Here is a 12,974-nt window from a genome sequence, read left to right as displayed (position 1 = left end):
GTTAAACCTGCACTCAATTCTGTAAATTTAAGGAAAGAATTTTGGCAGTCTTTTCCCTCTTCTTGTGTCTGTGTTTACGCGTTTCCGTATCGGCTTTCTGCTGGTAACCTTCTTGTTTTGTTTTTCCGGCTCATCTTTTGGTCAACAGGCATTACCCTATGCCCGCAGTGTTATTGATACCCTCTCGGCACCAGGCATGCATGGCCGTGGTTATGTTGCGGGTGGTCATATCAAGGCGGCCCAGTATATTGCTGCCGAATTCAAAAAGCATAAGCTAAAATCTTTTGGTAATGGTTATTTCCAGGAGTTTCCTATCTCTGTCAATACCTTTCCTGATGATGTAGCCCTGAAGGCTGGTGATAAGGTGCTGGAGCCCGGGAAGGATTTCCTGGTATCGCCCTGCTCGCAGAGCATAAGCGGCCGCTACGAAGTAATGCCACTTTCTGCTGCTGCCATCAAAGATCCACAGCTACTGCTCAGCAGCCTGCAGGAGGCACGCGACAAGGTGCTGCTCATCGATAAAACAGGCTTTAGCAGTGCCTCCAAAGAAGATAGACAAAGGCTGGAAGATGTGCTGGCCTTTTTAAGGGGTTTTAAGAATAACCCGGCTGTTGCGGTAATTGTGTTAACAGATGAAAAGCTCACCTGGCATGTGGCTCAGCAGCCCTGCGAACGCCCACAGCTAATCGTAAACAAAGCAGCAGCTCCAGCTAATTTTCGTTTTGCAGAACTGGAGATAGAGAGCAAGTTTATTCCGGCGCTTACCACACAAAATGTAGCAGGCCTGCTGCCGGGTAAAGATCCGGGAAAAGGCCTGGTGGTTTTCAGTGCACATTATGATCACCTGGGCCGCCTGGGCAGCAACACCTTTTTTCCCGGTGCCAACGACAATGCCAGCGGCGTGGCCATGCTGCTAAGCCTGGCAAAATACTTTTCGCAGCCACAGCACCAGCCCGATCACGACATTCTTTTTATTGCCTTTGGAGCCGAAGAAGCCGGGCTGCTGGGGTCGCAGTATTTTGTAGAAAACCCGCTTGTGCCCCTGGAGAATATCCGCTTCCTGATGAACCTTGATATTACCGGCACAGGGGAAGAAGGCATTAAAGTGGTAAACGGCAGCGTTTTCAGGGAGCATTTTGAACTACTGCAGTCACTAAACCAGGAGCATGAGCTGCTCAAACAGGTGTCGCCGCGGGGCGAAGCCTGCAACAGTGACCACTGCCCCTTTTACGAGAAGGGTGTTCCTTCCTTTTTCATTTATACACTGGGAGGCATACAGGCGTATCACGATGTGTACGACCGCAGCGAAACCCTGCCGCTAACAGCCTTCGAAAACCTGCACCGCCTCCTGGTAGAGTTCACTAAAAAACTTGAGCTGATATATTGAAGGAAGGGTCGTTGATCTTCTGATATGCCTTGGGCAAAAAAGTGATCAGGTCTGATGCTATGATCGCTTCTTCGCCCATATCTCTTGCGGCCAGGTCTGCCGCCAGTCCGTGCAGGAATACACCGAGCACAGCTGCATCGAAAGGCTCGTAGCCCTGCCCCAGCATACCTGCCAGGATACCGGTTAACACATCTCCGGTACCACCGGTTGCCAGCCCCGGGTTTCCGGTACTGTTAAAATACACCCTTCCGTCTGGTGCAGCTATGCTGGTGTGCGGCCCTTTCAGCACCAGCACTACTCCATGCTTACGGCTGAATTCCTTTTGCTTTTCAAGCCGCTCGTAATCGTGCTGCCAGCTGCCCGCTAAGCGCTCAAACTCTTTGGGGTGCGGCGTTAGAATGGCTTTTTTGGGGAGGTGCTCCATCAGATCGGGATACCGTGCCAACAGGTTCAGTGCATCGGCATCCAGCACCATAGGCACATCAACCTGCTGAAGCATTTTTTTAAAGGCCTGCCGTGTGTGCTCAGCCGTACCCAATCCTGGGCCTACGCCAATTACATTGAAGCCATCAAGCACCGGTGGCGCACTAAACTCTTCCTCGCTGCTATCTACCAGCGCCATAGCCTCAGGTACTGATGTCTGAATGATTGTATAGCCGGAAGCGGGCACATGCACCGTCAGGAGACCGGCTCCGCTGCGCAGGCAGGCCCTGGCACACAACACCCCTGCTCCCATTTTGCCTTTGCTGCCGGCAATCAGCAAAATCTTGCCATAATCGCCTTTGTGCGTCCACTTATCGCGCCTGCGGTAGATATCTGCTATGGTACTGGTATCGGTAAAGCAGTTAGTAGTTTTAACCTCATTCAGATAGCTTTTGCTCAGGCCAATGTTCACCAGCTTCCAGTGGCGCACATGCTTGCCGCTGCCCGGCAGCATAAAGGCCAGCTTGGGCACTTCAAAGGTAATGACCATATCGGCACATACTACAGCAGAGCCCGCTTCTATTGGTTTATCCAGGTATATCCCGCTGGGCACATCCACAGCAACAATCTCTGCCCCACTCGTATTCAGCCTGTTCACCACCTCTGCCAGCAGCCCTGTAATAGGCCGGCTTAAACCAGATCCCAGCAAAGCATCTATAATGATGCTATCTGCGGGAAACTCGGGAAGCTGCCCCACCTCCTGCACATGCTGCGGTGTCTGAAACTTTTCAAGCCTTTCTTTATTGGTACTAAAATCCTTGCTTGCCTTCTCCAGGTCTCCCACCACAAACGCTGACACCTTGTACTGCTGGCTGATGAGCAGCCGGGTAATGGCCATGCCATCGCCACCATTGTTCCCTGTGCCGCACAGTACAAATACCGGCCGCTTTTCGTCATACAGCTTTACAAATGCCCGTACAAAAGCAGCAGAAGCCCGCTCCATTAGTTCAAGCGATTCAATTTTTTCCTCTTCAATGGTTACGCGGTCGGCTTCCCTGATCTGTTCAGCCGTTAGAATTTTTAATGACATACAAGGAGTATTTGGCTAATAAACTCTCTGGCAGGCATTTGTTCACAGGAGCTAATCAACATTTCACTAAGCCGACTGTTTTGATAAGCCAACAGATGCTTCAGACTGAAAGCATCTGGCAATTCCTGTAGCCTCGAAGCATGCATTGACACGACGGGGGCAGACTGTTTGCTTTAGACTGAGATGCCCTAGCCCTACCTGTCTACCTCACCAAGTATAAAGTCAATAGAACCGATAATGGCGATCAGGTCGGCAATCATCACACCTTTGCTGATCTCCGGCAGTACCGAAAGGTTTACAAAACAGGTGCTGCGTGCCTTGCAGCGGAAGGGTACGTCTGCCCGCCCATCGGCCCTGAAAAAAAAGCCCAGCTCACCCCGGGGTGTTTCCCCCCGCACATAATAATCTCCCTTAGGGGGGCGTACTTTTTTGGGTACTGCCGCTTTGGGATCAAAATCCCTGCTTCTTTTTAAATCTGTGGTGAGACGCTGCAGGCACTGCTCTGCAATGTATACCGACTGGTGGCACTCCTGCACCCGCACCCAGCTGCGGTCCCAGCAATCTCCTTTGGCGCCCATTTGCCCCCTGCCCACAGGCACTTCAAAATCCAGCTCGGGGTAAACACTGTAACCATCGATGCGGCGCAGGTCGTAGGCCAGCCCGGAGCCACGGAGCATGGGGCCGGTTACGCCATAATTAATGGCCAGATCCAGCGGCAGCACCCCCACCCCGGCAGTACGGTCTACAAATATTTTATTTTCAATTACAAGATCTTCCAGCTCCTTTAGTTTTGGTTTGAGGTAACGCAGAAATTCCGAACAGCGCTCCTCAAAACCAACCGGCAGATCGTAGTACAAGCCCCCGATCCAGATGTAGTTGTACAGCATACGTGCACCACACACCCACTCCAGCAGCCGTAAAATATGTTCGCGATCGCGCATCAGCCACAAAAAAGGTGTAAAAGCGCCGATATCCATGGCGTAAGTGCCTACAGCCACAAAGTGCGAAGCAATGCGGTTCAGTTCTGCCACCAGTACCCGTATGTACTCTACCCTTGCCGGCACCTTGTCGGTAATACCCAGCATTTTTTCTACCCCCAGGCACCAGATGTGTTCATTGTTCATGGCCGCCACATAATCGAGGCGATCTACAAAGGGAATGGTTTGCTGGTAGGTGAGGTTTTCGGCATGTTTCTCGAAGCAGCGGTGCAGGTACCCCAGGTGAGGCACCACATCAAGTACAATTTCACCATCCGTAATAACCTCCAGGCGCAGCACACCATGGGTAGAGGGGTGCTGCGGACCTATGTTGATGAGCATATGCCCGGGCGGCAGCGCTTCGGCCTTATACTTGGCAGGCTCTGAATTCTTAAAATGATCGGGGTGGTACTGGTATTGAACGGGATTGGCCATAAGCCCCTAAGATACAAACAAGATCCCGAGCAATAAAAGCCTGTTGTGCCTTATATGTAAGCCTGCAGGCGTAGAGCAACAGACCACCCGCCAGGAGGCGGGCGGTAGGCCCTGAACTGCAATAGCAAACAAGCAGCCCTCCGTCCGCCTACTGGCGTTGGTAGCTCCTCAGAAGCCCATTGGCTTCACAGCAATGGCTGCTGATGACAGGCTAAAGAGCCTCCTTTCTAAATGCCTGCCAGGGAATACCCTACCAGGCTCATCAGCATCAGGAGCAGACCTATGCCCGCGCATGACCAGTAAGGGATTGTTGTTTTCTTTTCAATCTGCCTGAAGGCCAGCTGGTACTGTTGCAGGTGACTGAATCCCTGGTTATCTACAGAATGATTACAGTTCTGACATACCGCTACACCTATTTTTCCCAGCGGGAAACTCGGAATCCGGGAAACATGAAAGTATTTGGCAAATACTTTCATCTTCACTGAATTCACGCCACCACACTTCGAGCAGCACAGCTGCTCCGCCTGATACATTCCAAGAGAAGTTGCTTCAATTCCGTACAGCATCATAATTCAGCCATTTAGCAGAGTAAACCTTTATACTCTTACTATCCGAAATTTAACAAGTCTTTGACTGTGAAGAAGAAAGATGTAATTAAACCTGATAAAGCTATTTTTAACCGCTTTTTAATACATGAGGATTAACAAATCTTACAGCTGCTCCTGCTGCTGCTGATCTATAGCGTTAGATGCGCAGGCAGAAATGTTCCAACTGTACTGCTGCCAACACCTCAGTATGGCAGTATAAAATTCTGAAAATGCAAAATTGAAGTTAGCGCTCCAGGCAAATTTCTTACTTCCGGCAATCATGGGCTGATTTGGAGATCTTTTTAATGGAGCAGAACCCAAAACCTATTGATGTTTTCCGGACTCATCCTCCAGCCGCTCCTGTCCGTAGCGCACCCAGATGCCGTGGTAGTACTCCTGCTCCCGGTAGTCCTTGCGCAGGGGGTGGCCCTCCCAGTCATCGGGCAGTAAAATCCGGCGCAGATCGGGATGTCCTGTAAAATGGATGCCCACCAGGTCAAAAACCTCACGCTCGTGCCAGTCGGCGGTGCGCCAGATGCTGCTTACGCTGGGCACTACCGGCAGCGACTGTCCGGGCAAATTCCGGGGCAGCACTACCTTTAGCATCAGGTGCTGGTTGTAAGGGATAGAATAGAGGTTATAGACCACCTCCATGCTGGCTGCTTCCGGTCCGTTATCGAGCCCCGTAATACAGCTAAGCAGGTCGAAGTAGGTTTGCTCCCCTTCATACAAAAAACGGCACACATCAGCAATGGCATCTGGAGCAATCAGCACTGCAGGTGGCATACCGGCTTCATCGGTACCGAGCACTATACCGGTGCCAAACTTATCCTGAAGCAGCGCCACGAGTGTTGTGAAAGATGCGGGTGCGCTCATACGGCCGCTCCTTTCTTTCTGGCAATCAGTTTCTCGAGCGCTTCGGGTGTCATGAGGGTTTCTTTTCTGATCTTTTCCTGCAGCTTTAAAATGCCACCGATCAGGGTTTCGGGGCGGGGCGGGCATCCGGGCACATACACATCTACGGGCACAATCCTGTCTACCCCTTTTACCACATGATACCCCCACTGCCAGTAGGGGCCGCCGCAGTTGGCGCAGCTGCCCATTGAAATTACGTAGCGCGGCTCTGGCATCTGCTCATAGAGCCGGCGCAGGCGATCTGCCATTTTAAAGGTAACTGTACCGGCAACAATCATCACATCGCTTTGCCGGGGGCTGGGGCGCGGAAACACCCCTATCCTGTCAAGATCATAGCCCGAGGCAAAAGCCCCCATCATTTCTATGGCACAGCAGGCAATGCCAAAGCCCATGGGCCATAAGCTGCTAAGCCTTGCCCAATTCACCAGGTCGTCTACATGACTGACCAGCACACCACCCTGCCCGAATTTCTGATCCAGTAATCCCATAAATGCTACTCCTTCTGCTTACGTTGCTCTGCCCTGGCAGCAGCAGCTACTGTTCTGTTGATCTGCTCATACAGGCCTGGTGGCACTGGTGAACCCTGCTGCTTTACAACAGGCTCCGGTTTAACCCAGTCCAGCAGCCCCTTAGCCCAGGCCCATGCTAAACCAAGGCCAAGGATGGCAACAAAAATCGTCATTTCTACAAAAGCAAACCAGCCCCACATGCCATCGGTGGCATCGATCAGCGCTTTCTTACCGAAAACAGTTGCCCAGGGAAACAGGAATACCAGTTCCACATCAAACAGGATAAAAACCAGGGCAACGATGTAAAACCGCACATTAAACTGCCCCCATGCACTTCCCACCGGTTCTTCGCCAGATTCATAGGTTGCCAGCTTCTCCACATTAGGGCGGCTGGGACGAATAATCCAGGCCGTAAGCAGGGCACCGGCCACGAACACAATTCCACCGATCAGGTACAGCAGAATTTCACCAAATGATGATACAGCAGGATTCAGCAACGGGGATCTGTTTTATTCAAAGATAGGGATTTTTCTCACTCCTCCCACCGCCAGTGCTCCAGCAACATCCTGTAGCGGGGGCCGAAACCGTCGCCATATGCTGCAGGGTAGCGGATGAGGTAATAGAAGTAGCGGCCCTCATGCTCGCCCATGAGTATTTGATTTACCTGTTCCGGATTGCTGCCACTGTAGTAGCAGCCCCACTGCCATTCCCATTCATTATCACAGGGCGTTACTGATCTGGAGCCCAGGGCATTATAGGCCTGCTTCTGCGCTTCAGAACGGCTGATGCCTTCGGGAAAGGTGAAGAAATTTATGCGCGCCTCGTTGAAGCTGAACTGCACAGCATTTCCCTCACCGGAACTGGTGGTTTCTGCTTCCATTCCCGGGGGTAAATAAGTGTGGAATTGCAGCGGCCAGCTTTGCGGAGAACGGTAGAGATTCAGGCTTACCGGCTCCGGCATGCCTTCAATCATGAGTGTGTCCTGCCTGTTCTGGGCCAATGCATTATCCGGCATTGTTGTCGCAGTAGTAGAATCAGGTTCAGGGTTTGTCTTTACTTCCGCTGCCTGCTCCCGCGAGGTGCAGGCAATGATGGTGGTTATTAGCAGAATGATTGGTATTTTGTTGATAAGCATTGGTATACGTTTAAACATCAGTTATTAAACTCTCGTGAGTTAAGGGTTCGCATCAGTGTCAATTACTCCCTGATCGTCATCCCCGCGCAGGCGGGGATCCGTTAGCTAAAAACAGGAATGGTGATTTCGCCTGTAAAAGCAAACAGATCTCCCTCTTCAGGGGAATGACGGCTTGTACCTGACTCCAGAAGATGATAACAAACAGATTATCAGCAGCTTTCATCTTTAACACATATTAAGCTGGAAAATTAATCAGCCCCAGATGATCATAATATTGATGATTTCAATAGAGAAGTTTGATGGACTAGATTCCAGACCTGCTTTAATGCTGCAGTATCTTCATTTGAAAACGTAGCGAATTGAACCGTCGAAGCGGGGGCCACCCCGGGGCAATCCAGCGTCTTTCGGTACAGAAACCAGGTTGTTTCGCTATGCTCGAAAAGAGAAGCCTGTAGCAAATAAAAACTGCTCTGAACATTAATTCAGAGCAGTTTTATTTGCATCGCCTAAGATAAATCTTGATAAATCAAACTCTATCGTTCAAGCATTATCCTTTAGAAGTTATTCAGAAACCCATTCAAGGTAGCGCTTGGGCGCATGGCTTTTTCTGTTTTCTGGGTATCCGGATGGAAGTAGCCGCCTATGTCAACAGGCTTGCCCTGAACATCGGCAAGTTCTTTCACGATCTTATCTTCATTCTCCGTGAGGTTCTTAGCCAGTGTACTGAATTTATCCCTTAGCTCCTGGTTTTTGTTTTGTTCGGCCAGGGCCTGCGCCCAGTAAAGGGCCAGGTAAAAATGGCTGCCGCGGTTATCAATACCACCTATCTTACGTGAAGGAGATTTGTCCTTATCCAGGAACTCGCCATTTGCCTTGTTCAGGCTCTCAGCCAGCACCTGGGCTTTCTCATTACCGGTTTTCTGCGCCATATCCTCCAGGGAAACCGCAAGGGCCAGGAACTCACCCAGAGAATCCCAGCGCAGGTAGTTCTCTTCCACAAACTGCTGCACATGCTTAGGGGCAGAGCCACCGGCACCTGTCTCAAACAGGCCACCACCGGCCAGCAACGGAACAATGGAAAGCATTTTGGCACTGGTGCCCAGCTCCAGGATCGGGAACAGGTCGGTCAGGTAATCGCGCAGTACGTTACCTGTAACAGATATCGTATCTTTACCTGCCCTGGCTCTGTCACAGGTAAATCGCATGGCTTCTACCGGCGACATAATCCTGATGTCCAGTCCTTCTGTATTATGGTCTTTGAGGTACTTCTCTACCTTCTGGATCAGCTTTTTATCGTGCGCCCTGTTTGAGTCAAGCCAGAAAACAGCAGGTGTGCTGGTAATTCTGGCCCTGGTTACCGCAAGCTTTACCCAGTCCTGGATGGCCACATCTTTGGTCTGGCACATCCTGAAGATATCCCCTTCTTCAACTTTCTGCTCCATCAGTACGTTTCCGGATGGATCAACCACACGCACGGTACCACTACCTCCCATTTCGAAGGTCTTGTCGTGCGAGCCGTACTCTTCTGCCTTCTGGGCCATCAGGCCAATGTTAGGCACGGTGCCCATGGTGGTTACATCAAAAGCACCATGTTCTTTATGGAGTTTGATGATCTCCTGGTAGATTCCTGCATAGCTGCGGTCAGGAATGATTGCTTTGGTATCGTGCAGTTTGCCATCTGGTCCCCACATTTTGCCAGATTCGCGGATGGCCGCCGGCATGGACGCATCAATGATCACATCGCTTGGCACGTGCAGGTTGGTGATGCCTTTATCGGAGTTCACCATGGCCAGCTCGGGGCGCTTTTTGTATTCCGCCTGAATATCTGCTTCTATGGCTGCCTGCTGCTCCTGCGGCAATGCCTTGATCTTGTTGTAGAGATCGCCCAGGCCATTGTTGGGGTCTACGCCAATTTCCTTGAACTTAGCACCGTGCTTTTCAAACACATCCCGGAAGTACACCGTAACGGCATGACCGAACATAATAGGGTCCGACACCTTCATCATGGTGGCCTTCAGGTGGAGCGACAACAGTACACCCTCCTCCTTAGCCGCTGCAATTTCCTTCTCCAGGAAAGAACGCAGGGCCTTTCTGCTCATAACTGATGTATCGATTACCTCCCCTGCTTTCAGCGGAGTCTTTTCTTTCAGTGTTTTTGTACTTCCGTCGGCAGCAACAAATTCAATTTTAACATCACCGCCTTTTTCTATCACCACAGATTTTTCACTGCCATAAAAATCGCCTTCTGTCATGTGCGCAACGTGCGACTTAGAGTCAGACGACCACTTACCCATCTTGTGCGGGTTCTTTTTCGCATATTCTTTTACCGGGGCCGCCACCCTGCGATCGGAATTGCCTTCGCGCAGCACCGGGTTTACGGCACTGCCCAGCACTTTGGCATAGCGGGCCTTGATTTCTTTTTCAGCATCATTCTGCGGGTCGGCCGGATAATCGGGAATATCGTAGCCCTGCCCCTGCAGTTCTTTGATGGCTGCCGTAAGCTGCGGAATGGAGGCACTGATGTTTGGCAGCTTAATAATATTTGCTTCAGGCGTTTTTGCCAGTTCACCTAAATAAGCAAGATCATCCTCCTGCTTCTGCTTGTCGGAGAGTCTTTCCGGGAAGCTGGCAATGATTCTGCCTGCAAGTGAGATATCCCTGGTTTCAACAGTGATGCCTGCAGTTTTTGCAAAAGTGTTTACAATTGGCAATAAAGAATAAGTTGCTAAAGCTGGCGCTTCATCTGTTTTGGTGTAAATAATTCTGGATGCTTGTGTTGCCATTTTATAAGTTGATTTTATCTGTATCACGATCTCCTTTCTTTTTACATTGAGGGGATCATTCTATTCTATAAAAAAATTCTATCTGTTATTTGTCTTTCTGTCCAGCCGCTACCGCCGCGTTAAAAATGAACGGCGCCGCCCCATATGGTCTATTCAGCAGCAGCGACTCACTCACCTAAGCGGCGGCCACTCACTCCCCTAGTAGCTCTCTTCTTCGCTGGGAAAGCTTTTTGATTTAACATCGTTGATATAGCGTACAACTGCATCATTGATGATGGTGTTCAGATCGGCATACTGGCGCAGAAACCTGGGCTTAAAATCCTGGGTAATGCCCAGCATATCGTGCACCACCAGCACCTGGCCATCTACACCGGCACCGGCACCAATGCCAATTACCGGAATTTTCAGTTTTTGTGCTACCGATTGCGCAAGTGCAGCAGGAATTTTTTCCAGCACCAGCGCAAAACATCCGCATTCTTCCAGCATAATGGCATCTTCTATCAGGCGCTCGGCCTCGGCCTGCTCCTTGGCCCTTACACTGTAGGTACCAAACTTGTAGATCGATTGAGGGGTAAGGCCCAGGTGTCCCATTACCGGCACCCCGGCACTGAGGATGCGGATCACCGACTCCTGTATTTCCCGGCCGCCCTCTACTTTAATGGCATGGGCGCCGCTCTCCTTCATGATACGGATGGCCGACTTCAGGGCCTCTGTGCTGTTGGCCTGGTAACTACCGAAAGGTATATCTACCACCACCAGCGCACGCTGCACTGCCTTTACCACGCCACAGGCATGCCAGATCATATGATCGAGGGTAATGGGCAGGGTGGTATCGTTACCCGCCATTACGTTGGAGGCCGAATCGCCTACCAGCAGCACATCTGTACCGGCAGCATCGAGAATACGCGCCATGGAATAATCATAGGCAGTGAGCATGGAGATCTTCTCTCCCCTGCTTTTCATTTCCTGCAGCTGGTGGGTGGTAATTTTGCGGATGCTTGATTTATGTACTGACATGGCTGAAAAATATTGAAGCTGCACAAATAAAGCCGGAGGTTTTGGTAAATCCAAACATCCGGCTTTTTTGATACTGTCAATAAGGATATTTGATAAACAGCATACACTACCCCCACACAATCCGGATATCATCACCGGCTGCGCAAAGGCACTCCGTGAATTCAGATCTACTGCTCATTGCCAGCAAGCTCCCCCGGAGTGCCCCACTTTTGTAGACAGCGCAGCTCAGGAAAGAAGGGAAAGTCGGGGCAGTTTTGAGAAAGCTTCCGCTAAGCTTCTTTGCTAGGCGATTACAGGCTCTTCAATTAAATTATTGGGTAAGCGAACAGTAAAGCGGGTCCCCACATTTTCTTCAGACTCCATGGTAATGGTGCCTTTGAGTTTCTCCAGCACGTTCTTAACAATGTAAAGTCCCAAACCCGAGCCTTCACTGCTTTCAGATGCCCGCACAAACATATCGAATATATTTGCCTGCTTGGATGCAGGTATTCCCTCGCCGTTATCATCTACCACAAACACCGCCTCTGCTTCACTCACCGCTACATCGATGTGTATGTAAGAGCGCTCCCGCTCATAGCTGCGGTATTTGATGGCATTGGAGATAAGGTTATTTAAAATAATGCGGATGCGTGTAATATCAGATTTGAAAATTACCGGCTGCCGCACCTTAGTAACGATCTCCAGGTTTTTGGTATCCGATACGTGGTAAAAGTTGGCAAAGGAGTAATTGATCTCATTCATCAGGTTAACCTCTACATGGGCATCATTCACGCGGTTATTGCGGCTCATGCTCAGGAGGTCCTGCACCAGGTTGTCGAGGCGTTTAATGCTGCCCTCGATCATGTCTACGCAGTTCTGCTTTGCTTTTTCATTGTCTTCTATCCGCAGCAGGTTAATCAGCCCCAGGATTGATCTAAGCGGGGAGCGAAGGTCGTGCGAGGCGTGGTATACAAAGTTATCAAGCTCAAAATTCACCTTCTGAAGCTCCAGCAGGGTCTGCTTGGTTTCTGTGATGTCCCTGAGCACACATTCGATCATTCCCTCCACAGGATAATAGCAGGCCGACATGGAGATCCAGAGCGAACGCTCATCACTGCTGCGTACTTCTATTTCATAGTTTTCGACCAGTCTGTTATCGCGCAGCAGCGCTAAAACCTGCACACGCTGATCATCATTTATGAAAAAGTCAGTAAGCGAAACCCCGGGGCCGGGTGCCAGGCCAATCAGCTCCCAGGCTTTTCCATTTGCCTCCAGGATCTCCCCGCTGATAATATCAGCCCGCAGCATGGCCACCAGCGAATTATCGAACAGGTTTCCATGCCTTTGCTCACTTTTCATAAATGCTTGTTCAGCCATTTTTCAACTCTTTATGATGCAGTACACACCGTCATGCTTATGCCGCAAACAGAAATGCAGCCACTTTATTTTTGGCTGACAGTCCACGGAGGCAGCCCCTTTATTTCGGAGACAGCCTAAGAAATACAGGCTCCATGAAGCCATTCCAAAGGCAATCAAACCCCCTTAGAGACAGCATGTCTGTCTGCTACACACAATGATTCATCCCGGTAAGTATTTCTGCAGCTTAAAAATACAGCTTATGCCATTCTGTGTACATTGAATATCAGCAGCAATATTGCAATGTAATGTTTAGTATTATTTAAATAAAGAAAGGGATGCAACTAAATCCGCACCCCACTCAATAACTAAATTAATAAC

General features: G+C 50.2%; 11 protein-coding genes. 1 reads left to right on the top strand and 10 read right to left on the bottom strand.

What is annotated here, in order from left to right:
• Positions 1-70 precede the first annotated feature (70 nt).
• On the top strand, positions 71-1,387 hold the full coding sequence (locus KWJ01_RS17405) for a M20/M25/M40 family metallo-hydrolase (RefSeq protein ID WP_224998135.1): 1,317 nt from the start codon (positions 71-73) through the stop codon (positions 1,385-1,387).
• On the opposite strand, the gene KWJ01_RS17400 is transcribed toward KWJ01_RS17405, so the two are convergent.
• The 10 genes from KWJ01_RS17400 to KWJ01_RS17355 form a co-directional block, all read right to left on the bottom strand.
• Positions 1,362-2,900 (bottom strand): NAD(P)H-hydrate dehydratase, encoded by a 1,539-nt coding sequence (locus KWJ01_RS17400; RefSeq protein ID WP_224998133.1) that lies wholly within the window; start codon positions 2,898-2,900, stop codon positions 1,362-1,364. The genes KWJ01_RS17405 and KWJ01_RS17400 overlap by 26 nt on opposite strands.
• A gap of 194 nt (positions 2,901-3,094) precedes the next feature.
• Positions 3,095-4,312, bottom strand: coding sequence for an NADH-quinone oxidoreductase subunit D (locus KWJ01_RS17395; RefSeq protein WP_224998131.1), 1,218 nt, complete (start codon positions 4,310-4,312; stop codon positions 3,095-3,097).
• A 227-nt stretch (positions 4,313-4,539) separates the two neighbouring features.
• A complete protein-coding gene (locus KWJ01_RS17390; RefSeq protein WP_224998130.1) occupies positions 4,540-4,788 on the bottom strand; it encodes a hypothetical protein in 249 nt (82 codons plus the stop codon).
• 435 nt (positions 4,789-5,223) lie between these two features.
• Entirely contained in the window at positions 5,224-5,775 is a 552-nt protein-coding gene (locus KWJ01_RS17385) for an NADH-quinone oxidoreductase subunit C (RefSeq protein ID WP_224998129.1), read from the bottom strand.
• Positions 5,772-6,302, bottom strand: a complete 531-nt coding sequence (gene nuoB / locus KWJ01_RS17380; RefSeq protein WP_224998128.1) for an NADH-quinone oxidoreductase subunit NuoB — start codon at positions 6,300-6,302, stop codon at positions 5,772-5,774. The genes KWJ01_RS17385 and nuoB overlap by 4 nt, the downstream gene beginning before the upstream one ends.
• 5 nt (positions 6,303-6,307) lie before the next feature.
• Positions 6,308-6,820, bottom strand: coding sequence for an NADH-quinone oxidoreductase subunit A (locus KWJ01_RS17375; RefSeq protein ID WP_224998127.1), 513 nt, complete (start codon positions 6,818-6,820; stop codon positions 6,308-6,310).
• A 35-nt stretch (positions 6,821-6,855) separates the two neighbouring features.
• Positions 6,856-7,476, bottom strand: coding sequence for a hypothetical protein (locus tag KWJ01_RS17370; protein ID WP_224998126.1), 621 nt, complete (start codon positions 7,474-7,476; stop codon positions 6,856-6,858).
• 536 nt (positions 7,477-8,012) lie between these two features.
• Positions 8,013-10,241 (bottom strand): NADP-dependent isocitrate dehydrogenase, encoded by a 2,229-nt coding sequence (locus KWJ01_RS17365; protein ID WP_224998125.1) that lies wholly within the window; start codon positions 10,239-10,241, stop codon positions 8,013-8,015.
• 198 nt (positions 10,242-10,439) lie between these two features.
• Positions 10,440-11,258, bottom strand: coding sequence for a 3-methyl-2-oxobutanoate hydroxymethyltransferase (gene panB / locus KWJ01_RS17360; RefSeq protein WP_224998124.1), 819 nt, complete (start codon positions 11,256-11,258; stop codon positions 10,440-10,442).
• Between the two features lie 282 nt (positions 11,259-11,540).
• Complete coding sequence (locus tag KWJ01_RS17355) at positions 11,541-12,614, bottom strand: HAMP domain-containing sensor histidine kinase (protein ID WP_224998123.1); 1,074 nt, start codon at positions 12,612-12,614, stop codon at positions 11,541-11,543.
• Positions 12,615-12,974 lie beyond the last annotated feature (360 nt).

It is taken from the genome of Cesiribacter sp. SM1, from assembly GCF_020178975.1.
Classification (GTDB): Bacteria; Bacteroidota; Bacteroidia; order Cytophagales; family Cyclobacteriaceae; genus Cesiribacter.
Note: the sequence above shows the minus strand (reverse complement) of the source record. Positions and strands in the feature narration are given on the sequence as shown.

What these genes read in the sequence shown, in the direction of transcription:
- KWJ01_RS17400 (WP_224998133.1), bottom strand. Translation starts at nt 2,900, where the DNA reads ATGTCATTAAAAATTCTAACGGCTGAACAGATCAGGGAAGCCGACCGC.
- KWJ01_RS17395 (WP_224998131.1), bottom strand. Translation starts at nt 4,312, where the DNA reads ATGGCCAATCCCGTTCAATACCAGTACCACCCCGATCATTTTAAGAAT.
- KWJ01_RS17390 (WP_224998130.1), bottom strand. Translation starts at nt 4,788, where the DNA reads ATGAAAGTATTTGCCAAATACTTTCATGTTTCCCGGATTCCGAGTTTC.
- KWJ01_RS17385 (WP_224998129.1), bottom strand. Translation starts at nt 5,775, where the DNA reads ATGAGCGCACCCGCATCTTTCACAACACTCGTGGCGCTGCTTCAGGAT.
- nuoB (WP_224998128.1), bottom strand. Translation starts at nt 6,302, where the DNA reads ATGGGATTACTGGATCAGAAATTCGGGCAGGGTGGTGTGCTGGTCAGT.
- KWJ01_RS17370 (WP_224998126.1), bottom strand. Translation starts at nt 7,476, where the DNA reads ATGTTTAAACGTATACCAATGCTTATCAACAAAATACCAATCATTCTG.
- KWJ01_RS17365 (WP_224998125.1), bottom strand. Translation starts at nt 10,241, where the DNA reads ATGGCAACACAAGCATCCAGAATTATTTACACCAAAACAGATGAAGCG.
- panB (WP_224998124.1), bottom strand. Translation starts at nt 11,258, where the DNA reads ATGTCAGTACATAAATCAAGCATCCGCAAAATTACCACCCACCAGCTG.
- KWJ01_RS17355 (WP_224998123.1), bottom strand. Translation starts at nt 12,614, where the DNA reads ATGGCTGAACAAGCATTTATGAAAAGTGAGCAAAGGCATGGAAACCTG.